At 73.9% G+C, this 20,163-nt stretch carries 16 protein-coding genes and 1 riboswitch; of the genes, 7 read left to right on the forward strand and 9 right to left on the reverse strand.

Going from position 1 to position 20,163, the window contains the following annotated elements; all coding sequences use genetic code 11:
• Positions 1-5: 5 nt before the first annotated feature.
• Positions 6-103, forward strand: a riboswitch (TPP riboswitch).
• Positions 93-1,025 (forward strand): bifunctional hydroxymethylpyrimidine kinase/phosphomethylpyrimidine kinase, encoded by a 933-nt coding sequence (thiD, locus tag ACIBBF_RS18340; RefSeq protein ID WP_397416043.1) that lies wholly within the window; start codon positions 93-95, stop codon positions 1,023-1,025. Its footprint overlaps the riboswitch before it by 11 nt.
• Here the strand turns inward: thiD and dxr are convergent.
• Both dxr and ACIBBF_RS18350 read right to left on the reverse strand, forming a co-directional pair.
• Positions 1,012-2,181, reverse strand: coding sequence for a 1-deoxy-D-xylulose-5-phosphate reductoisomerase (gene dxr, locus ACIBBF_RS18345; protein WP_397416045.1), 1,170 nt, complete (start codon positions 2,179-2,181; stop codon positions 1,012-1,014). The two genes, thiD and dxr, sit on opposite strands and share 14 nt — an antisense overlap.
• Positions 2,182-2,213: 32 nt before the next feature.
• Positions 2,214-4,013 (reverse strand): RyR domain-containing protein, encoded by a 1,800-nt coding sequence (locus ACIBBF_RS18350; protein ID WP_397416047.1) that lies wholly within the window; start codon positions 4,011-4,013, stop codon positions 2,214-2,216.
• Between the two features lie 134 nt (positions 4,014-4,147).
• Between ACIBBF_RS18350 and ACIBBF_RS18355 the strand changes: the two genes are divergently transcribed.
• Positions 4,148-7,156: a hypothetical protein gene (locus ACIBBF_RS18355; RefSeq protein WP_397416050.1), complete on the forward strand. Its 3,009-nt coding sequence runs from the start codon at positions 4,148-4,150 to the stop codon at positions 7,154-7,156.
• Positions 7,157-7,223: 67 nt separating this feature from the next.
• On the opposite strand, the gene ACIBBF_RS18360 is transcribed toward ACIBBF_RS18355, so the two are convergent.
• Positions 7,224-7,886, reverse strand: coding sequence for a hypothetical protein (locus tag ACIBBF_RS18360; protein ID WP_397416052.1), 663 nt, complete (start codon positions 7,884-7,886; stop codon positions 7,224-7,226).
• 128 nt (positions 7,887-8,014) lie between these two features.
• Between ACIBBF_RS18360 and ACIBBF_RS18365 the strand changes: the two genes are divergently transcribed.
• The 3 genes from ACIBBF_RS18365 (at position 8,015) to ACIBBF_RS18375 (ending at position 12,880) form a co-directional block, all read left to right on the forward strand.
• Positions 8,015-10,180 (forward strand): DEAD/DEAH box helicase, encoded by a 2,166-nt coding sequence (locus ACIBBF_RS18365; protein WP_397416054.1) that lies wholly within the window; start codon positions 8,015-8,017, stop codon positions 10,178-10,180.
• Between the two features lie 50 nt (positions 10,181-10,230).
• Positions 10,231-11,514 (forward strand): DUF418 domain-containing protein, encoded by a 1,284-nt coding sequence (locus tag ACIBBF_RS18370; RefSeq protein WP_397416056.1) that lies wholly within the window; start codon positions 10,231-10,233, stop codon positions 11,512-11,514.
• A gap of 85 nt (positions 11,515-11,599) precedes the next feature.
• A complete protein-coding gene (locus ACIBBF_RS18375; protein ID WP_397416059.1) occupies positions 11,600-12,880 on the forward strand; it encodes a DUF418 domain-containing protein in 1,281 nt (426 codons plus the stop codon).
• A 234-nt stretch (positions 12,881-13,114) separates the two neighbouring features.
• On the opposite strand, the gene ACIBBF_RS18380 is transcribed toward ACIBBF_RS18375, so the two are convergent.
• Positions 13,115-13,387, reverse strand: coding sequence for a hypothetical protein (locus tag ACIBBF_RS18380; protein WP_397416061.1), 273 nt, complete (start codon positions 13,385-13,387; stop codon positions 13,115-13,117).
• A 165-nt stretch (positions 13,388-13,552) separates the two neighbouring features.
• Between ACIBBF_RS18380 and ACIBBF_RS18385 the strand changes: the two genes are divergently transcribed.
• Positions 13,553-14,980: a hypothetical protein gene (locus tag ACIBBF_RS18385; protein ID WP_397416063.1), complete on the forward strand. Its 1,428-nt coding sequence runs from the start codon at positions 13,553-13,555 to the stop codon at positions 14,978-14,980.
• Here ACIBBF_RS18385 and ACIBBF_RS18390 read toward each other — a convergent pair.
• The gene (locus tag ACIBBF_RS18390; protein WP_397416065.1) at positions 14,940-16,415 is read right to left on the reverse strand and encodes an MFS transporter; all 1,476 of its coding nucleotides are present in this window, start codon (positions 16,413-16,415) and stop codon (positions 14,940-14,942) included. The two genes, ACIBBF_RS18385 and ACIBBF_RS18390, sit on opposite strands and share 41 nt — an antisense overlap.
• Positions 16,416-16,485: 70 nt before the next feature.
• On the opposite strand from ACIBBF_RS18390, the gene ACIBBF_RS18395 reads away from it, so the two are divergent.
• Positions 16,486-16,881: a MerR family transcriptional regulator gene (locus ACIBBF_RS18395; protein WP_397416068.1), complete on the forward strand. Its 396-nt coding sequence runs from the start codon at positions 16,486-16,488 to the stop codon at positions 16,879-16,881.
• A gap of 92 nt (positions 16,882-16,973) precedes the next feature.
• Here the strand turns inward: ACIBBF_RS18395 and ACIBBF_RS18400 are convergent, their stop codons facing one another.
• The 4 genes from ACIBBF_RS18400 to frr all read right to left on the reverse strand — a co-directional run bounded on the left by ACIBBF_RS18400 (position 16,974) and on the right by frr (position 20,132).
• On the reverse strand, positions 16,974-17,516 hold the full coding sequence (locus ACIBBF_RS18400; protein ID WP_397416309.1) for a DivIVA domain-containing protein: 543 nt from the start codon (positions 17,514-17,516) through the stop codon (positions 16,974-16,976).
• Between the two features lie 5 nt (positions 17,517-17,521).
• The gene (gene rlmN, locus ACIBBF_RS18405; RefSeq protein WP_397416311.1) at positions 17,522-18,616 is read right to left on the reverse strand and encodes a 23S rRNA (adenine(2503)-C(2))-methyltransferase RlmN; all 1,095 of its coding nucleotides are present in this window, start codon (positions 18,614-18,616) and stop codon (positions 17,522-17,524) included.
• Positions 18,617-18,681: 65 nt separating this feature from the next.
• Entirely contained in the window at positions 18,682-19,524 is an 843-nt protein-coding gene (locus tag ACIBBF_RS18410) for a phosphatidate cytidylyltransferase (RefSeq protein WP_397416070.1), read from the reverse strand.
• Between the two features lie 50 nt (positions 19,525-19,574).
• Entirely contained in the window at positions 19,575-20,132 is a 558-nt protein-coding gene (gene frr, locus ACIBBF_RS18415; RefSeq protein WP_397416072.1) for a ribosome recycling factor, read from the reverse strand.
• Between the last annotated feature and the right edge of the window lie 31 nt (positions 20,133-20,163).

Consider the following 20,163-nt stretch of genomic DNA (forward strand, 5'->3'; position numbering starts at 1 on the left):
TGGGCCCACATGGCGCGGGGCGCCGGGGCACAGCCCGGCTGAGACGTACCCGTGGAACCTGATCTAGGTAGTGCTAGCGAAGGGAACGCCTCATGGGCTCCGTCCTGCCCGAACCTCTGCCCGGCGCCGCAGCGCGCACGCGTCCCGCCGGCCACCCCGTGGTGGCGCTGACGATCGCCGGCTCCGACCCGTCCGGCGGGGCCGGGATCCAGGCCGACCTGAAGACGTTCGCCGCCCTGGGCGGCTACGGCTGCGCGGTGCTCACGGGCCTGACCGCGCAGTCCACGACGGGCGTGACCCGGGTGCTGCCCGTCCCGGCCGACATGGTCACCGCACAGCTCGGCACCCTGTTCGCCGACGTCGCCGTGGACACGGTGAAGATCGGCATGACGACGGACGCCGAGGTCGCCCGCGCGATCGCCGCCGCCCTGCGCGACCTTCGGGCCGGTGCGCGGCCGCCGTTCGTGGTGCTCGACCCGGTCATGGTCGCGACGTCGGGCGACCGGCTGCTGGCGCGCGAGGCCGAGACGGTGCTCCGCGAGGAGCTGCTGCCCCTGTCCGACCTCGTGACGCCGAACCTGCCCGAGGCGGCCGTGCTGCTCGGCACCGACCCCGCCCGGGACGCCGCCGAGGCCGCGGACCAGGCCCGCGCGCTGCTGGGCCTCGGCGCACGGTTCGCCCTGGTCAAGGGCGGGCACCTCACGTCCGCGGAGGCGGTGGACCACCTCGCGGGCCCGGGGCTCGGGGCGGGAGCCGGCGACGTCGTGGCGCTCGCCGCGCCCCGGGTCGCGACGCGCAACACCCACGGCACGGGCTGCACGCTGAGCTCGGCGTGCGCCGTGCTGCGGCCCGTGCACGACGGCTGGGAGCCCGCGGTGCGCGCCGCGAAGGACTACCTCACGGGGGCGCTGCGCGCGGCGGACGACCTCGTGGTGGGCGGCACCGGCACGGCGGCCGGGCCGTGGCGCGGCCACGGCCCCGTCCACCACGGCTTCGCCACCGCCTTGTCACCTACGCCGTCTTGAGGATCTCCGCGGCCCGCGCCCGGGCCCACGCGTCGGCCTCGAGCACGCCCTCGACCGACCCCGCATCGCCCGCGCCCGTCGCCGCGTGCGCCTCGACGACGGCGGCGACCGTGTCGACGATGTCGAGGAACCCGATGGTGCCGTCGTGGAAGGCGTCCACGCAGACCTCGTTCGCCGCGTTGTAGACCGCGGGGAACGTCCCGCCGGCCTCACCGACCTGTCGCGCCAGGCGGACGGCGGGGAAGGCGTCGTCGTCCAGCGGCGCGAACTCCCAGGTGGCGGCCTGCGTCCAGTCGATCCCGACGTCGACGTCGGGCAGGCGGTCCGGCCAGGACAGGCCGAGGGCGATGGGCACGAGCATCCGCGGCGGGCCGGCCTGCGCGATGGTGGACCCGTCCACGAACTCGACCATGGAGTGGATCATCTGCTGCGGGTGCACCACCACGTCGATCGCGCTGAACGGGAGGTCGAACAGCAGGTGCGCCTCGATGACCTCCAGCCCCTTGTTCACCAGGGTCGCGGAGTTGGTGGTGACCACGCGCCCCATCGCGAAGTTGGGGTGCCGCAGGGCCTGCGCGGGCGTCACCTCGCGCAGCTCGTCGCGGGTGCGTCCCCGGAAGGGCCCGCCGCTCGCGGTCACCACGAGCTTGCGCACCTCGGACGCCGACCCCGAGCGCAGTGCCTGGGCGATGGCCGAGTGCTCCGAGTCCACGGGCACGATCTGGCCCTCGTGCCGCACGGCCGCCGTGACCAGCGCGCCGCCCACCACCAGCGACTCCTTGTTCGCGAGCGCCAGCGTCGATCCGGCCTCCAGCGCGGCGAGCGTGGGCCGCAGTCCGACCGAGCCCGTGATGCCGTTGAGCACGACGTCGCTGCCGCGGCCGGCCAGCTCGGTGGCGGCGCCGGGCCCGGCGAGCACCTCGACGCCGTCGGCCCCCGCCTCGGCGAGCAGGGCGGTCAGCGCGGGGCGGGCGGCGGCGTCGGCCACGGCGACGGCGCGGACGCCGAGGGCGGCCGCCTGGCGCGCGAGGAGCGGCAGGTCCGTGCCGCCGGCGGACAGCGCGTCCACGCGGAACCGGTCGGGGTTGCGCCCGATGACGTCGACGGCCTGGGTGCCGATGGAGCCGGTGGAGCCGAGGAGGGTGACGCTTCGCATGGGGCCATCCTGTCAGGCCCGGCGGGCGGGTCTCAGCCCTCCCCGGGCTGCCCCGCCCGCCCGCGGCCGAACATGCGCCACCCGCGGACGACGCCGCGCGGGTCGGGGACGGGGTCGCCGTCGGCCTCCCAGCCGGCGTCGCCGTCGAGCGGCACCACGTGCAGCCCGAAGTCCGCGAGGATCACGGGGATGGCCCGGATCGCCGCGCGGTCCTTCTCCCGGTCCGCCTCGGACAGCTCGTCCCAGGGGCGCAGGTCGGGGTGCAGGCGGCGGGCGTCGTCCCGCTGCGGCCCGTAGGTCCAGCCCGCGGCCACCTTCTCGGCCGTCCAGCGGTCGTGCTCGTCCACGGCCCGCGCGTCCACGACGGGTTCCGGGATGCGACCGTGCTCGGTACCGCGGGCGGGCGCGACCGTGCAGCCCATCTGGCGCAGCCGGTCCGGGATGGCCCGCACCTGGGCGCGGTTGGCGGCGCGCAGGTCGTCGGACAGCTCGGCCCAGGAGACCATGGCCGGCGTGCTCTCCCAGGCCACGCCGGCCGCGCGCTGGTTGCGCAGGTAGGTCAGGTGCGCCGAGACGGCCATGAGGTCGTAGACGTCGTCGTGCACCAGCGCGCCGGGTGCCGTCGCGCGGCGCAGCAGCGTGCCCGGCTCGACCACGTCGAGCCGTCCCCCGAGGTCGTCGAGGATGGCGCCGTCGTGCGTGCCGAACAGGCCGCCCAGCCCGGCGAGGCGGTTGAGGCGCAGCACGACGGCGCCCTCGCTCGCCCGCCACAGGTCGCTGTCCCGCAGTGCCTCGCGCAGGGCGTCGCCGTCGTCGTCGTGGCAGACGTAGATCCGCGCCGGGACGCCGATCGCACGCACGTCGGCGAACGTCTCGACCGGGACCAGCCGGCAGGCCGCGCGGACGGCGGGCCAGCGGGCGTGCAGCGCGCGGGCGGCGTCGTGCGCGCCGGGCCCCACCAGGGTGACCGTGAGCGGTTCGCCGCCCGAGGCGATCTCGACGCTCCGCAGCCGCGCGAACGCGACCACGAGCGCACGGCCGAACGTGCCGTGCCCGACCACCGAGACGTGCGGCGCGTCCCCGCGCACCACGAGCCGGTCGCGGCGGGCCAGGGAGCGGGCGACCAGCTCGCCGAGCGTGAAGAAGTCGACGCCGGGCTGGGGGTGGCTCAGGTGCCGCGCCTGGAGGGCCAGGGCGAGCTCGGGGTCGCTGACGTGCGCGTTGAGCCGCAGGCCGGGCAGGTCGGGGTTCCGGTCCACGCGGTTGGCGACGGCCACGGTGAGCACGTTGACGCCGGGCTCGTCGTCCTCGGCCTCGCAGGCGTACAGGACCGCGGCGCCGGCCACCCCCGCGTCGCGCAGGGAGTCGGCGTCGCCCGTCGCGGTCCGCACCACCAGGGCGCCCCGTGCCGCGAGGGCCTCGGCGATGAGGTCGGCGGCGGGCGTGCGGCCCACCACGATCGCGTGCCCGCGCATCCGGCGCGTCCGCATCAGCGCGAACTGGTCGGCGAACAGCGAGCGCACGGCCTCGAACACGGCGTAGCCGGTGGCGACCGGGGCCAGGAAACGGGCGGCCTGGAGCTGCCAGGGCAGGTCGCCGCCGTCGTTGGTGGCCTCGGCGCCGAGCACGAAGAGCTGGACGGAGTAGTAGACGACGTCCCAGCCGGTGGTGCCCCAGGCGAAGCCGGGGTCGGTCCGGTAGACCGCGAAGCCCCACAGCCCCAGGCCGAACGCGACGCCGAACAGCCCCGTGAAGCCCGCGCGCACCCAGGAGCGGCGCATCCGCAGCCGCCGGGTACCGCCGCTCGGACGGACGAGCTCAGGTGCCGCCATCTCCCGCCTCCCTCAGCCGACCGTGCATTTCACCACGAAAGTGGCTACGGTCACGACCTGCGGCGACACTACACACCGGGGAGGTCTTTCCACCGGTCCACGACCTTCGCCGTGGAAGGGCCGCGGGGTCGAGGATGTCCGAACGGCGAGCTCGCTCCCTGTTTCCCGCCCACCGGGCGCACGCGGCACCGCGCACCGACCGGTACGACGCCTTTCTCTCCTACAGCCGTGACTCCGACGGCGAGTTCGCGCCCGCGTTCCACGCACAGCTCCTCAACTTCGACCGCCGCGAGGGCGTGCCGGACCTGAACGTGTTCCTGGACCGGACCGGGCTGGCCAACAACCCGAGCCTCTGGGACTCCATCCAGCGCAAGCTGGAGCGCTCGGACTACCTCATCCTGTTCGCGTCCGAGGGCGCCGCGAGCTCGCACTACGTGGCCAAGGAGGTCGCCTGGTGGCTCGACCACCGCGAGCCCGAGACCCTGCTGGTGGCGCTGACCAGCGGCAAGATCGTCTGGGACCAGACCAGCGGCGAGATCGACACGATCAGCACCACCGCGCTGCCCGCACCGCTGGCGCACCGGATCGACCACGAGCCCAAGTGGACCGACCTGACGCGGCTGCGCCAGCGCCGGTTCTGGCGGCACCACCCGGACCGCGCCACGGCGCTGGCCGAGCTGGTGGCCCCGCTGCGCGGCCCCGACGTCAGCACCGAGGAGATCCTCAGCGCCCACATCGCCCGGCAGAGCTCCGTCGGGCTGCGCAACCGCCTGGTGAGCACTGCCCTCGGGGCCGCCCTGGTGCTGGCCGTCGGCGCGACCGGCGTGGCGGTCCGGGAGGCGACCCGGGCGAACGAGGCCGTCAACGCCAACGCGGCCCACCTGCTCGGGGCGACGTCGCACGTGGTGCACCAGGACGACCCGGCCACCGCACAGCTCCTGGCCGTCGAGGCGGTACGGCGCCTGCGCGACGGGCAGACCCGCACCGCGCTGTTCAACGCGGTCACGGCGAACGAGCCGGCCGACCCCTACCTGCTGCGCACCGTCGACGTACCCGAGGAGACCGAGCTGGCCGACGTCGCGCCGACGAGCACCGGCGTGGTCGGCCGCACCGGCACGGGCGACCTCGTGCGCTGGAACCCCGACGACGGCGCCCCCGAGGTGCTGCGCGGCGACCGCACCCCGTTCGGCACCGTCACCGGCCCCGGGCGCACGGGGCCCGCCGTGGCGGGCAGCGCGGACGGGACGGTGGTCGCGGCCGTCGACGACCTCGGCGTGACGGTGGGCCGGTTCGGCCCGCTGCCCGAGGGCAGCACCAGCCGCCAGACCCACCTCGACCTGCCCGGCGCGACGGCGGTCGCCGTGACCCCCGCCGGCGACACCCTGCTCATCGCGTGGCACGACGCCGCCACCGACCGGGACCGGATCGGCAGCATCAACCTCACCGGCCGGGACCTGGCGGTCCTGGAGTCGGACGACGGCTCGCTGCGCCCCCACGAGCAGCACCTCGCGTTCCGCAGCAAGGTCGGCACGAACCTGTCGGTCACGTCGCTGGCGGTCGGCTCCAGCCGCACCGTGGCCGTGGCGGACGCCGCCGCGGGCATGCTCGAGGTCCGCGGCCTCGACACCCTGGAACCGGCCGCCGACGCACCCGTCGACCTGCCCGCGGACGCCGTCCCCTCGCCCTCGCTGCGCGACTGGGCGGCGCTGACACCCGACGGCTCCGGCGTCACCGTGCACCACTGGGCGGACGGCACGGTGCGGACGGCCGACTGCCCGGTCCCGCGCGCCTGGCGGCACCCGCAGATGGTCGCGATCGACGACGGCGCCACCCGCGCCCTGGTCGCCACCGACGACGGGCTCGTCGTCTGCGAGATCTCCGCCGGCACCGGCGTGCACCGCACCTGGCACCTGTCCGGCGTCCGGCGGACCGGGCCGCCCGTGCTCGTGGGGACCGACCGCGTGGCCGTGGCGACGGACGGACGGATCGCGCTGTGGACCACCGCCGGCACCGACGGGGACCTGCCGCTGCCGCCCGCGGCCGGAAAGGTCGCGACGTCGACGCCGGACCAGGCCGCCGACGGGCCCACGGCGGTGCTGGCGACCTACCGCGACCCGGAGACCCGGCAGGTGAGCACCGCCGCCGCCTGGTCCGACGGCACCGTCACCATCCACGGCCTCGGCACGGTGACCCTCCCCGCCGGCAGCCCCGACACCGGCAGCCCGCTGCTGCCGGTCTGGCTCGACGGCGACCGGCTCCTGCTGATCGCGCCCGACGGCACCGCCTACCGGACCCAGGGCGGGACCGTCGCCGGGTACGAGGCCGGGTTCCGCGACCTCGTCGCGCCGGGCCTCGACGGCGGCGACCCCGCCTGCGCCACCGTCGTCAGCGCCCAGCGCACGCGCGACGACGTGCTGCTGGTCGACGCCTGCTCCGGGCTGCACCTGCTCGACGCCGACCTGGAGGAACGAGCGGTGCACGTTCCGGGGCCGCTGGGCAGCACGCCGCGGCTGGAGACCGAGTGGGCACAGCCCGGCCGCGTCGCCGTCACCGACGACGGCCTGCGGGTCGCCGTCGCCCCCCGGGACTTCTCCCTGCGGGTCGCCGACCTGGAAGCGGTCGCCCGCGGCGAGCGCGACGTCTGGACGGTGCGCGGCAGCAGCGTGGCGCAGGTACGCCTGATCGGCAGGCGCGACGGCTCCGGCACGCTGCCGGACCAGCTCGTCACCCTGGGCCTGGACTCGGCGGTGCGGCTGCGCGGCGTCGACGACGGCTCCGACCCGCGGAGCCTGGACCTCGCCGGCACCTCCGGCGACGTCCTGGCGGTGCTGCCGGGACCGAACCTCGTGGCGCGGAACCAGGGCCCGGCGCTCGCGTTCTTCGACATCGAGACCGGGCAGAAGGTCGGGGAGCTCGCGACCCGGCTCTACTCCCCCGGCGGCGCCGTGGCGGCGAACGACGTGCACGCCGCCGACGGCCAGCTCCTGGTGGTCCAGGACCACGGGGTCACGACCGGCTGGACGTTCTCGGACGACCAGATGATGGCCCGCGCGTGCGCCATGGCGGGCCGTGAACCCACGGCGGCGGACATGCCGGACGGCGTGCCCCTGTCGAGCACCCCCACCTGCCCCGCAGCCCGCTGACTGCTGGGTATTCGCCCTCCTGGCACACTGAAAAGGGCAAACACCCAGCACTCAGCGGTGGGGCGGGTCAGGACTCCAGGCGGGTGGCTTCCTTGTCCGTCTCGTCCGCCTCGTCGTCGCGGCCCTCCTTGCGCAGGACGCCGGACAGCGAGCGCATCGAGGTCACCGCGTCGCTCTTGACGAGGTCCGACGTGGTGCCGCGCAGCTTGCCCCACAGGCTCATCGCCTCCTCGGCGACCTCCAGCACCTGCGACCGCTCCTTGCCGCCGAGCGTCGACGTCGTGAACGTCTCCAGCGCGTGCTCGAGCACCTCACGCTGCTTGTCCGGGTCGTCGTCGTCCAGGCTCTTGTAGAGCTGGACGGCCTCGCCCATCAGCGTGGTGGTCGGCTTGTCCTGGTCCTTCGCAGCGGCCTGGCTGCCGAACGACAGCAGCGCCACGGCCAGACGTGACACCGTGCTGCCGGTCTCGCCGGGCAGCTTCTCCGCGCCCGAGGCCACCAGCTGGTGCAGCCGGGCGGCGGTGCGCGTCTCGAGGTTGTCCTCACGCTCCGGGGCCTGGTCCTGCGCCGGGGCCGGGCTCGCGGCCGGCGTCGTGCCGGCCTCCTGCTCGGCGACCGGTGCCGCCGTCTCGACGGCCGGTGCCTGCTGCGGCGCCGCCTCGAGCACCGTCTCCCCTGCTGCGGTGACCTGCGCCGCCTGTGCCTCCTGAGGCAGTGCGTCCGTGCTCACTCGTTCCTCCTGTCCACGGTGCGACGAAACTACCAGAACGGGCGTTCAGTCCGGTATGCACCGCGCGGCGCCGGCAGACGGCGCGCGCGCACGCCCGCCACGGCGTCCACCCGGTACCGTCGGCGGCCATGGAGACCACCATCCGGACCTGGTCCCGCAGCGCGGCCCGCGACCTCCTCGGGCGGGCCCGCACCCGGCACGCCCTGGGCGCGGACGCACTGACGGAACGCGCCGCGGCACCCGAACGGGTACGAGCCGCCTACCGCGCCGCCCGTGACGCCACGGTGCTCGCGGAGCTCGCCGAGGTACCCACCGACCGGATCCGTGAGGTCAGCACCGGGCGCCTGCGGGTCGGCCCCGTCGAGGCCGCCGGGTTCCGCACCGTCGCCCAGGTGCTGGAGGCGACCACGCCGGAGCTGGAGGCCGTGGCCGGCGTCGGCCCGCGCACCGCACGGCTGCTCCAGGACGCCGCGCGGCAGATCTTCGACGCCGTCGACGCCGCGCTCACGTTCCGCATCGCCCACGCCCCCGCCGACCCGCTCGCCACCGGCCTGGTACGCGCCCTGCACGCCCACGAGCAGGTCGCCCGGTTCTTCGACGCCTGGGGCGAACGGCTCGACGTCGACGTGCCCCGGCTGGCCGACCTCGAGCAGGCCGGAGCCGTGCGCGGCACCCTGGTCCGGCGGCTGTTCGCCGGCCGCGACCGCACCGCGACGGCCGACGCCGCCCTGACCGACCTGGACCGGACCGTCGAGGGCCTCGACCGCTCCGGTGTCACCGACGCCCTGCGCCGCCTGGACCAGGCGCTGACCGGGACGCCGGACGAGGAGGTGTGGCGCGACTACGAGCTCCGCGCCGCCGCCTACTACACGACGCTCGGCGACCTGGTCGACCTCGGCGTCGACGTCGAGGCCGCGGAGGGCTACCTGCCCGAGGAGGTTGTCCACCAGGTCACGAACCAGGATCTGGACACGTCCCTGCTGACCGTCTCGCTGCGCGGGTACCAGGCGTTCGGCGCCCGCTACGCGCTGGTGCAGCGCCGCACGATCCTCGGCGACGAGATGGGGCTCGGCAAGACCGTCCAGGCCATCGCGACGATGGCGCACCTCGCCGCCCACCGCCGCCGGCACTTCCTCGTCGTCTGCCCCGCGAGCGTCGCGTCGAGCTGGGGCCGTGAGGTCGCGGCGCACTCCCGCCTGCCCGTGCGCGTGCTGCACGGCGAGGACCGGGACGACGGCATCCGCGCGTGGGTGGCCGACGGCGGCGTCGGCATCGTGACCTTTCCCCAGCTCGGGCACCTGCGCGCCGACGGGATGCCCCGGCCGGCGCTGCTCGTCGTGGACGAGGCGCACTACGTCAAGAACCCGCGGGCCCAGCGCTCGGAACGGGTCGCGGCCTGGTGCCGGACCGCCGAGCGGGTGCTGTTCATGACGGGCACGCCCATGGAGAACACGGTGGACGAGTTCCGCAGCCTCGTGCGCTACCTCAAGCCCGAGGTCGCGGAGTCGATCGACCCGGCGGCCGGCCTGGCGGGCGCCGCGGCTTTCCGGCGGTCGGTCGCCACCGTGTACCTGCGGCGCAACCAGGAGGACGTGCTCACGGAGCTGCCCGAGCTGGTGCAGGTGGACGAGTGGGAACGGTTCGGCAGGCACGACGGCGCCGCCTACCGGCGGGCGGTCCTGAAGCGCTCGTTCGCGGACATGCGCCGGGCGGCGTTCGTCGAGGCCCCCGAGCCGACCGCGAAGCTGGTGCGCCTGCGCGAGATCGTCGCCGAGGCCATGGACAACAACCGCAAGGTCGTCGTCTTCTCGTTCTTCCGGGACGTCATCGAGCGGGTGCTGGCCGAGCTCGGCCCGCTCGCCGTCGGCCCCATCACGGGCTCCGTGCCCGCGCGGCGGCGGCAGGAGCTGGTGGACGAGTTCACGCGCTCGCCCGAGCCCAAGGTGCTGGTGAGCCAGATCGAGGCGGGCGGCGTGGGCCTCAACATCCAGGCCGCGTCCGTGGTGATCCTGTGCGAGCCCCAGGTCAAGCCGACCGTCGAGGCACAGGCGATCGCCCGGGCGCACCGGATGGGTCAGGTCCGCACGGTGCAGGTGCACCGGCTGCTGGTCGAGAAGAGCGTGGACGAACGGCTCCTGGAGATCCTGGGCACCAAGGCCGAGCTGTTCGCCGAGTACGCGGGGCGGTCGACGGTGGCGGTGGCCCCGGGCGCCACCGACGTCGCCGACACCGAGATCGCCCGGCGGATCGTCGAGCAGGAGCGGGCACGGCTGGGCGAGGAACCGGCGGCCTGACCGACCGCTCTTTCCTCGCGGACCGGCTCGCCACCTGCTGAGATAGGGGCATGCCGGCCACCACTTTCACCCGGGGTCCCGTCCGCGCCGCCGAGCGCTCGCCCGCACCCGACCTGGCGCGCGGCTTCATGCTGCTGCTCATCGCGATCGCCAACACGCCCTACTACCTGTGGGCCAGCGAGATGAGCGCCGGCGCGTCCCACCCCAGCGACGGCTCGGTGATCGACAAGGTGGCCGACTTCCTCATCATCGTGCTCGTGGACCTGCGGACCTACCCCATGTTCGCGTTCCTGTTCGGCTACGGCATGATGCAGCTCTACAACCGCCAGACGGCCTCCGGCACCTCGCCGGACACGGCGCGGCGGCTCCTGCAGAAGCGCAACTGGCTGCTGCTCGCGTTCGGGTTCGTGCACGCGGCCCTGCTCTGGATGGGCGACGTGCTCGGCGCCTACGGCCTGGCCGGGCTGCTCATGGTGTGGCTCTTCTTCCAGGTCAAGGACCGCACCCTGCTCGTGTGGACGTGGGTGCTCGGCGGGCTGCTGACGATCGGCACCGCGTTCGCGGTGGTCGGGGCCTGGTTCACGGCGCAGCTCCCCGCGGACGACCCGGTCGCGCGTGAGCTGGCGGCAGGTTTCGCGACCTCCACGGGCGAGTCGATGACCACCACGTCGTACCTCGCCTCCATGGGCGAACGCCTGGCGTTCTGGGTCCTCGGGACGGTGGGCCAGGGTGTGCTCATGCTCGTGGTCCCGATGATGCTGCTGCTCGCCTTCTGGGCCGGCCGCCACCGCATCCTGGAGAACCCCGGTGACCACCTGCCGCTGCTGCGTCGCGTGGCCGTCGTGGGCCTCACGATCGGCTGGCTCGGGCCGCTGCCGTCGGCGCTCGACCATGTCGGCGCGTTCGGCGTGCCGGACCACGCGGCCTGGGTGTTCCTCCCCGTCCAAGTGCTCACGGGCTTCTTCGGCGGGCTCGGGTACGTCGCGCTGTTCGGCCTGATCGGCCACCGCGTGGCCCAGCGGCGAACCGGCACGCCGTCGCGGAACCTCTTCCTCACCGACGGACCGTTCACGGGCGCCGTCCAGGCGGTGGGCAAGCGGTCACTGACCTCCTACCTGCTCCAGTCCGTGCTGTGCGCCCCGGTCCTCGCCGCGTGGGGCCTGGGACTGGGCCAGCACCTCGGCTCGGCGAGCATGCTGCTGTACGCCGTCCTCGTGTGGACCCTGACCGTGGCGTTCGCCGTCTGGCAGGAACGCACCGGCCGGCGCGGCCCGGCCGAGGTCGCGCTGCGCCGGCTGATGTACGGCAGGCCCGCGCAGGCGCCCGCGGCGTGACACGCACCCGGCTGGACGAGCCTGCCGCCTGAGATCTTCACCCTTTTTCATCGCGACCCCCGCGCTGACCTGGTGTGATGTTCCCATGTCAACAACCGTCCTGATCAGGGGACCCGTCCAGGCCGCCGAGCGATCGCCCGCGCCGGACCTGGCCCGCGGCTTCATGCTGCTGCTGATCGCGATCGCCAACACGACGTACTACCTGTGGGGCTCGGAGATGAATCCCGGGACGTCACACCCCCGGGACGGCTCGTCGGTCGACAAGGTGGCCGACTTCCTGACCATCACGCTCGTGGACATGCGGACCTACCCCATGTTCGCGTTCCTGTTCGGCTACGGCATGATGCAGCTCTACCACCGCCAGGTCGCCTCAGGGACCCCGGACGCCACCGCCCGCGGCCTCCTGCAGAAGCGCAACGGGCTGCTCATCGCCTTCGGGTTCGTGCACGCCGCACTGCTCTGGATGGGTGACGTGCTGGGCGCCTACGGCCTCGCGGGCCTGCTGATGGTGGCATTCTTCTTCCGGGTGAGGGACCGCACGCTGATCGTGTGGACGTGGGTGCTCGGCGCACCGGCGGCGCTGCTCGTGGTGCTCTCGGCCGTCGCCGCGGGGTTCATCGCACAGCTCCCGGCCGACGACCCCACGGCACGACAGATGACGGCCGACTTCCTGCCCTCCGACAGCGAGTCGGTGTCCACCACGTCGTACCTCGCCTCGATCGGCTGGCGGCTGGCGTACTGGACCTTCGGCACGGTCGGGCAGGGTGTGCTCACGCTCGTGGTCCCGGTGATGCTGCTGCTCGCCTTCTGGGCCGGCCGCCGCCGCATCCTGAAGAACCCCGGTGACCACCTGCCGCTGCTGCGTCGCGTGGCCGTCGTGGGCCTCACCATCGGCTGGCTCGGACCCCTGCCCGCGGCCCTCGACCACATCGGCGCCATCGGCGTCCCCGACCACGCCGCCTGGGTCTTCATGCCCGTGCAGATCCTCACGGGCTTCTTCGGCGGGCTCGGTTACGTCGCGCTGTTCGGCCTGATCGGCCACCGCGTGGCCCAGCGGCGAACCGGCACGCCGTCCGGCAACCTGTTCCTCACCGACGGGCCGTTCGCGGGCGCCGTCCAGGCGGTCGGCAAGAGGTCACTGACCTCCTACCTGCTCCAGTCCGTGCTGTGCGCCCCGGTCCTCGCCGCGTGGGGGCTCGGGCTGGGCCAGCACCTCACGTCGTGGACCATGCTGGTCTACGCCGTGCTCGTGTGGGGGCTGACCGTGCTCTTCGCCGTCTGGCAGGAACGCACCGGCCGGCGCGGCCCGGCCGAGGTGGCCCTGCGCCGGCTGATGTACGGCCGCCCGGGCGTCACGACGACGTGAGGGCCGCGCCGACGTGAGGGCCGCGCCGACGTGAGGTGCACGGCGACGTGAGGGCCGCGACCACGTGAGGTGCGCTTCTACCCAGTCATTGCGCCCGGAAAACACACTTGGCGTGGGCGCAATGACTGGGTAGAAGCGCACTTCTGGGCGAGACGCCGACGGCGGAGCCGAGCCGGACGGCGACGGGTCAGGCGGCGTGGAGCCGGATCGGGCAGGGTGGAGCCCCGGACCAGGTCAGACCGGGAACGAGTCGACCGGCTCGTCCTCGCCGTCGCCGTCCGTGTCCACCGAGATGGTGCGCGTGCCACCGGCGGTCTCCATGACGACGTCGGGGCGTCCGTCGCCGTCGGTGTCGTACAGCTCGACGTCGGGCACGCCGTCGCCGTCGTAGTCCTCGAACTGGGCGTCCACCACGCCGTCACCGTCGGTGTCGGCGACCTCGACGTCGGTCACGCCGTCCCCGTCGAGGTCGAACTTGCCGGGCTTGTCGGCCAGGAACTCGGACACGTGCTTCTCCTTGCGCTGTGCTTGCTCGTCGTGTCGTCCACGTGGTCGTGGCCGCTCCCCCGATCATGCACCACGCGCGGCCCGAGCCGGGCGACCGGCAGACGTATCGAGAATTTCACCCTCTTCCCCTCGCGGGTGAAATACCAGGACGCATAGATTCACCCCATGCTGATCCAGGTACGCAAGACCCGTCGCCGTGGCGCCCTCCTGGCCGCCACCACCTGCGCGCTCCTGGTGGCCTCGGGCAGCGCCGTCGCGGCCGTCACCCCGGGCACCGCTTCCGACCCGGCCGCGCAGGCCTGGTCCGTCGACCTCGCCACCCTCACCGCCGACGACACCGGTGTGCGCCACTCCGACGGTGGCCTCCGCCTCTCCTCCCCCGCGGACGACGGCGCCGCTGCCCCTGCCGAGGACGGCGCCGCCACGCTCGCCGCCGATGCCCCCGCCACGGTGCCGGACGCCGGCACGCAAGCCACGACGCCGGACGCCGGCACGCAAGCCACCGGGCCCACCGAGCCCACCGAGCCCACCGGGCCCGCCGCCGCACCGTCCGCCACGGCGGACCAGGAGCACTCCGGACAGCTCGTCGCCCCGCCGGTGACCCTCGACGAGCCCGCCGGGAGCGTCACGGCCGAGGTCGACGCCACGACCCCGCACGGCACGTCGGTCCTGGTCGACGTGCGCGCCCGCCTCATCGAGCAGGGCCCCGACGCCTGGACCGAGTGGGTCCCGGCGGGCTCGACGCTGCCCGCGGCGTCCGGCACGGTGCAGGCACGGGTCACGCTCGTCGGCGCGCAGGCCGCGGGCCCGACGGTCCGCGAGGTGACGCTGACGCCCGTGTCGCCCCGGTCGCGGTCCCTCCAGGAGGTCGAGGCAGAGTCCGCGACGACGTCCGCCGCTGACGTGTACCGCGTCTTCGCCACCCGCGAGGGTCTCGTGGGCGGGACCACGGCGAACGGGCACGTCATCACCCAGCGCGACCACTTCGTGGCGCTGCCGTCGCGGCGCGGGCTGTCGGCGAACAGCTCGGGCAGCTACTCGGTGCGCGTGTGCGCGGCCAGCACGGGCCGGTGCGCGTACGCCCCCGTGTGGGACGTCGGCCCGTGGAACACCACCGACGACTACTGGAACGCGGCGAGCACCCGCCAGTCCTGGACGGACCTGCCGCAGGGCCGCCCTCAGTCGCAGGCCGCGTACGAGGACGGTTACAACGGCGGTCTCGACGGGTTCGGCCGCCGGGTCGCCAACCCGGCCGGCATCGACCTGGGCGACGGCACCTTCTGGGACGGCCTCGGCCTGACCGACAACGCGTGGACCACCGTGACCTATCTCTGGACGGGCAGCGGCCCGCGCGGGATCGTCCGCACCAGCGGCGGCCCCCTCACCGTCCGTTCCGGTCCCGGCACCGGCACCTCCGCGGTGGGGCTGGCGGGCAACCACGCGAACGTGGTGATCGAGTGCACGGCGACGGGTACCACCGTGACCGGCACCTACGGCACCACCAACGTGTGGAACCGCATCGGCCCGGGCAACTGGGTCTCGGACGCCTACGTCAACACCGGCTCGTCGGCCCCGGTCGCCCCGAGCTGCTGACCCGGGAACGGGGTCGTACCCGCCGGGGTACGACCCCGTTCCGTCGGCGCCTCAGCGCGGAGGCACGCCGGAGCAGCGCCGCGGGCGGGAGGGCGAGGGCGAAGGTCGCCACCGCGACCACCGCCGCGGCGAGCGGCGGGAGCGCCGCCACACCGCTCGCGGCGACGACGGCGGAGGCCAGCGCCGCGCCGACGGCGATCCCGCCGTTGAACAGCACCGGGATCAGGGCCCCGGCGAACGAGCGACGTTCCGGTCCGGCCAGCCGCAGGATCAGTGTCTGCGCGAACGGCGGCATCCCGCCCGACGCCACACCCCACGCCACGACCACCGCGACGCCGACCGCGGGGTGCACGTCCACGGCCCCCAGGCCCAGCAGGGTCAGCGCCGTGGCCCCCACGCTCACCACGAGGGCGGGCCCGCTCCGGTCGCCGAGCCGGCCTGCCAGGGCGACACCGACCGCCGACGCGATCCCGAAGACCAGCAGGAGGGTGCTCATCCCGCCCGGCAGCGCCTGGGCCGGCCCCTCCGTCAACCGGGTGACGTAGGTGTACGCGCCGTAGTGACCCACCAGCACCACCGCCACGAGCGCGGTCACCGCCAGCAGGGGTCCGGACCCGCTCCGCGTGCCGCCGACGGCGCGGCCGGCGGCGTCGACGTCCCGGACGCCGTCGTCCCCGGCGCCGCGGCCGGGCGTCGTCCCGGCGCTCGTGGTCCCGTGCCCCGTCGTCGCGGGGCCGCGTCCGGGCGTCCCTGCACCGTGCCCGGCCGGCTCCGCGGCCTCGTCGGGTGTCCCTGCGACCCGGTCGGGCGCGCCTGCGACCGCGAGCCGCACCGCCACCGCGGCCACCAGGCTCAGGACGGCCAGGGCCCAGAAGGCGGCCCGCCACCCCGCGGCGTCGGCCACGAACCGTGCCAGCGGCGTGCCCACCACCATGCCCAGGGTCGCGCCGCCGAGCACCACCGCGATCGCGCGCCCGAGCAGGCGGTCCGGGACCAGGTCGGCCACGTGGGCGTTGGTGGTCGCCCACAGCAGCCCGACGGCGGCCGCCCCCACGACCCGGGCGCCCACCGCGACCGGATAGGTCGGCGCGAGCGCCGTGAGCACGGACGACGCCGCGAGGACGGCCAGGCCCCCGGCGATCACGGTGCGCCGGTCCCATCCGCGCGTGAGCCGCACCAGCGGAAAGCTCAGCACCACGACGACGGCCGCCCACATCGAGACGAGCAGGCCGGTGCTCGACTCCGCGACGCCCAGTCCTGCGCTCATCTGCGCGAGCACTGCCGTGGGCAGCATCTCCGCGGTGACCATGAGGAGCGTCCCCGTACCGAGCACGAGGAGCGAGGGCCAGGGCAGACCGGCGGCGGGCGGTGCGAGGTCGGCCGGAAGGGTGTCGATGCTGGTGGGGGTGGCTGCAGTACGGCCTGTCGTGTCCATGCCCGCCACGCTAAAGTTTGACACTGGTGTCAATGTCAACCCCGGTGTCGATCCAGTGCGGAGGCAGGCCATGAAGATCGGTGAGCTCGCTGCGCGGACGGGCGTCACGACCCGTCTCATCAGGTACTACGAGCAGCAGGACCTTCTGGCGGCCGACCGAGCGCCCAACGGCTACCGCACCTACACGGAGGCCCACGTGGAGCGGGTGTCCCGGGTGGCCGGGCTCGTCCAGGCCGGCATCCCCACCCGGCTCGTCAAGGTGCTGCTCGACGCCGAGGCCGCCGCTGACCGCCAGGACCCGACCTGCCCGCGCGAGGTCGCCGAGCAGCTCGCGACGGAGCTGGTCGGGGTCGAGGCGCGCATCGACTGCCTGACCAGGAGCCGGGACGCGATCCGCGGATTCCTGACGGCCACCCGGCACGAGGTGCTGCTGCGCGAGGCGCAGGAGGCGGCGGTACCGGCCTGACCCACCCGTGCCGCAGCAGACCTGGGGCCAAGACAGAGAAGGGCCGGAGCGCTGATCAGCGCACCGGCCCTTCTCTTCCCGGCGTGGGTGGCCTACTCGACGCCGAGCAGGACCTCCACCGCGCGGCTCAGGAACGCGTCCACCGAGGCCTCGTCGTAGGCGTCCGCACCCCGGGCGCGGCCGAACGTGGCCGACCGGATGTCACCGGCCGTCAGCGGCTCCTGACGGTCGAAGTAGCCGATCAGACGGTCGCACATGTCGTCGACGTCGTCCTTGTCGTACCCCTGCGAGCCGCGGTCGGCGGGCGCGAACTTCTCGCCGTCGGGCCGGCCCAGCCGCCCGTAGAGCGAACGTGCCCGCTCCGCGAGGGCGTTCATCCACGCCTGCTGGCCGTGCGCCGCCGCGTACTCGGCACGCTGCCGGGCGATGAACGCCGCCTCGAGCCGGTCGAGCGCCGCGTCGACCTCGTGCGTGTTGTAGCCGCCCCGGGTCAGGTCGAACGTGGACGCCTGGATGTCCGCGCTCGTCAGCCTGTCCGCGGTGCGCCCCTCGTAGGCCTGCCGGGCGTGCTCGAAGAACTCGTCAACCTCGTCCTTGTCGTACCCCGTGCGCATCCGGGGAACGGTGTTGAACATCCCACTCACTCGTCGTCCTCCTCCGCCGCAAGCTGCCCGCAGGCGCCGTCGATATCGCTCCCGCGGGTATCACGGATCGTGGTCGGAATGCCGTGACCGCGCAATCGTGCCACAAACTCGTCCTCGACCTCACGGTCGCTCGCGGTCCAGATCGAGCCGGGCGTCGGGTTGAGCGGGATCGGGTTCACGTGCACCCAGCCGCGGCCGCGGGCGTTGAGCTTCTCGCCCAGCAGGTCGGCGCGCCAGCCGTGGTCGTTCATGTCCTTGATGAGGGCGTACTCGATGGACACGCGGCGCCCGGTCACCTCGAAGTACTCGCGCGCGGCGTCCAGGGCCTCGTCCACGCTCCACCGGGTGTTGATCGGCACCAGCTCGGAGCGGAGGTCGTCGTCCGGCGCGTGCAGCGACAGGGCGAGCGTCACGGGGATGCCCTCCTTGGTCAGCTTCTGCATCGCCGGGACCAGGCCCACGGTCGAGACCGTGATGTTGCGGGCCGACATGCCGAAGCCTTCCGGCTGCGGCGCGACCAGCGCGCGCACCGTCTCGATCACGGCCTTGTAGTTCGCCAGGGGCTCGCCCATCCCCATGAACACCAGGTTGTTCAGGCGGGTCGCGCCGCCCGGGATCTCGCCGTCGGCCAGGGTGCGGAAGGCCGCGCGGACCTGCTCCAGGATCTCTGCCGTGGACAGGTTGCGCGTGAGGCCGAGCTGCCCGGTGGCGCAGAACGGGCAGGCCATGCCGCAGCCGGCCTGGCTGGACACGCACAGCGTGGTGCGCTGCGGGTAGCGCATGAGCACCGACTCGACCTTGGCGTCGTCGAACAGGTGCCAGAGGGTCTTGACCGTGGTTCCGCCGTCGGCCTCGAGCGTGCGCGTGGGACGGATCAGGGACGGGAACATCGTCGTCGCCAGGTCCTCGCGGGTCCGCGCCGGGAGGTCCGTCATCTTCGCCGCGTCGCTCGTGTAGTGCGTGAAGTAGTGCGTCATGAGCTGCTTGGCGCGGAAGGCCGGCTCACCCGCCTCGACCACGGAGGCGACACGCTCCTCGGGCGTGAGGTCGGCGAAGTGCCGCGGCGGCTTGCCGCGACGGCGCGGGGCCATCTGCAGAGGGATCGCCGGGGTCTCGTCCGAGGGGCGGACGGTCGGCTGGGCAAGGGGAGTTTTCATCAGGCAACCACCGAGAGCACGAGGTAGACGAAGGGCGCTGTGATGACCAGCGAGTCGAGGCGGTCCAGCACGCCCCCGTGCCCCGGGAGCAATGAGCCCATGTCCTTCAATTCTAGGTCACGCTTGAGGAGCGACTCGGCGAGATCGCCCACCGTCGCTGTGATCGCGGTCATCACGCCGAGCGCGACGCCGAGCACCGGGCTCTGGCCCAGCCCGTACACCGCGCCGATCACCCCCACCGCCGTGGCCAGCACGATCGAGCCGGCCAGGCCCTCCCAGGACTTCTTGGGGCTGACGGTCGGGGCCAGCGGGTGCCGGCCGAGCAGGACGCCCGCGACGTACCCGCCGGTGTCGTTGGCGACCGCCAGGAGGATGAACAGCGCCACGCGGATCTCGCCGTCCGGCTGCGCGAGCATGAGCACCACGAAGCCCGCGAGGAACGGGAGGTAGGCCGCCGCGAAGATCGCCGCCGCCGAGTCGCGGACCGCGGCCAGCCCGGAGCCGTCCAGCGCACGCCACACGACCGTCGCCGCGACCGTCAGCACGAAGGCGACGAACAGCGCCTCCGCGCCGCCGCGGTAGGCGGACACGATCATGCCCGCGGCGCCCACGAACAGGGGCACCATGGGCAGCCGCAGCGCACGGCGCGCGAACGCCTGCCGCAGCTCCCAGAGCCCCGCGCAGAGCAGGACGATCACGAGGAGGACGAACGGCTCGGGCCGCCAGTACAGCGACGCGCCGACGCCGCCGAGCAGGCCCACGCCGACGAGGATCGCGGCGGGCAGGTTACGGCCCGCCCGCGACTGCTTGGAGGCCGGTACGGGCTCGGGGTCTGAGGTCACGTGGGTGTGCGCGTCGTCTCGCTCTGTTCTGTCTCGGGGCGGTGCGGACATCAGACCTCGAGCAGCTCGCTCTCCTTGCTGGCGAGCAGCTGGTCGATCTGCTCGACGTGGCTCTTGGTGAGCTTGTCCAGCTCCTTCTCGGCGCGCGTGACCTCGTCCTCGCCGGCCTCGCCGTCCTTGACGATGCGGTCCAGCTCCTCCTTGGCCTTGCGGCGGATGTTGCGCACCGAGACGCGCGACTCCTCCGCCTTGGCCTTGGCGAGCTTGACGTAGTCGCGCCGCCGCTCCTCCGTGAGCGAGGGCAGCACGATGCGCACGACGTTGCCGTCGGTCGCCGGGTTCACGCCCAGGTCGGAGTCGCGCAGCGCCTTCTCGACGGCGGGCAGCGAACCCTTGTCGAACGGCGCGACCATCACCGTGCGGGCGTCCGGGATGTTGAACGACGCGAGCTGCTGCAGCGGGGTCGGCGCACCGTAGTAGTCGACGGTGATCTTGCTGAACATCCCCGCGTTGGCACGACCGGTGCGGATACCCGCGAAGTCCTCCTTGGCGACCTCGATCGCCTTCTCCATCTTTTCCTCGGCTTCGAGGAGGGTCTCGTCGATCACCACTGCTCCTTCATTCGTCTACGGGTGGTGC

The organism is Promicromonospora sp. NPDC050880, assembly GCF_044456525.1.
Taxonomy (GTDB): Bacteria; Actinomycetota; Actinomycetes; order Actinomycetales; family Cellulomonadaceae; genus Promicromonospora.

What these genes read in the sequence shown, in the direction of transcription:
- rlmN (WP_397416311.1), bottom strand. Translation starts at nt 18,616, where the DNA reads ATGGCCCCGCGCCGTCGCGGCAAGCCGCCGCGGCACTTCGCCGACCTC.
- ACIBBF_RS18355 (WP_397416050.1), top strand. Translation starts at nt 4,148, where the DNA reads ATGTCCGAACGGCGAGCTCGCTCCCTGTTTCCCGCCCACCGGGCGCAC.
- ACIBBF_RS18395 (WP_397416068.1), top strand. Translation starts at nt 16,486, where the DNA reads ATGAAGATCGGTGAGCTCGCTGCGCGGACGGGCGTCACGACCCGTCTC.
- thiD (WP_397416043.1), top strand. Translation starts at nt 93, where the DNA reads ATGGGCTCCGTCCTGCCCGAACCTCTGCCCGGCGCCGCAGCGCGCACG.
- dxr (WP_397416045.1), bottom strand. Translation starts at nt 2,181, where the DNA reads ATGCGAAGCGTCACCCTCCTCGGCTCCACCGGCTCCATCGGCACCCAG.
- ACIBBF_RS18370 (WP_397416056.1), top strand. Translation starts at nt 10,231, where the DNA reads ATGCCGGCCACCACTTTCACCCGGGGTCCCGTCCGCGCCGCCGAGCGC.
- ACIBBF_RS18390 (WP_397416065.1), bottom strand. Translation starts at nt 16,415, where the DNA reads ATGGACACGACAGGCCGTACTGCAGCCACCCCCACCAGCATCGACACC.
- ACIBBF_RS18385 (WP_397416063.1), top strand. Translation starts at nt 13,553, where the DNA reads ATGCTGATCCAGGTACGCAAGACCCGTCGCCGTGGCGCCCTCCTGGCC.
- ACIBBF_RS18350 (WP_397416047.1), bottom strand. Translation starts at nt 4,013, where the DNA reads ATGGCGGCACCTGAGCTCGTCCGTCCGAGCGGCGGTACCCGGCGGCTG.
- ACIBBF_RS18400 (WP_397416309.1), bottom strand. Translation starts at nt 17,516, where the DNA reads ATGTTCAACACCGTTCCCCGGATGCGCACGGGGTACGACAAGGACGAG.
- ACIBBF_RS18365 (WP_397416054.1), top strand. Translation starts at nt 8,015, where the DNA reads ATGGAGACCACCATCCGGACCTGGTCCCGCAGCGCGGCCCGCGACCTC.
- ACIBBF_RS18375 (WP_397416059.1), top strand. Translation starts at nt 11,600, where the DNA reads ATGTCAACAACCGTCCTGATCAGGGGACCCGTCCAGGCCGCCGAGCGA.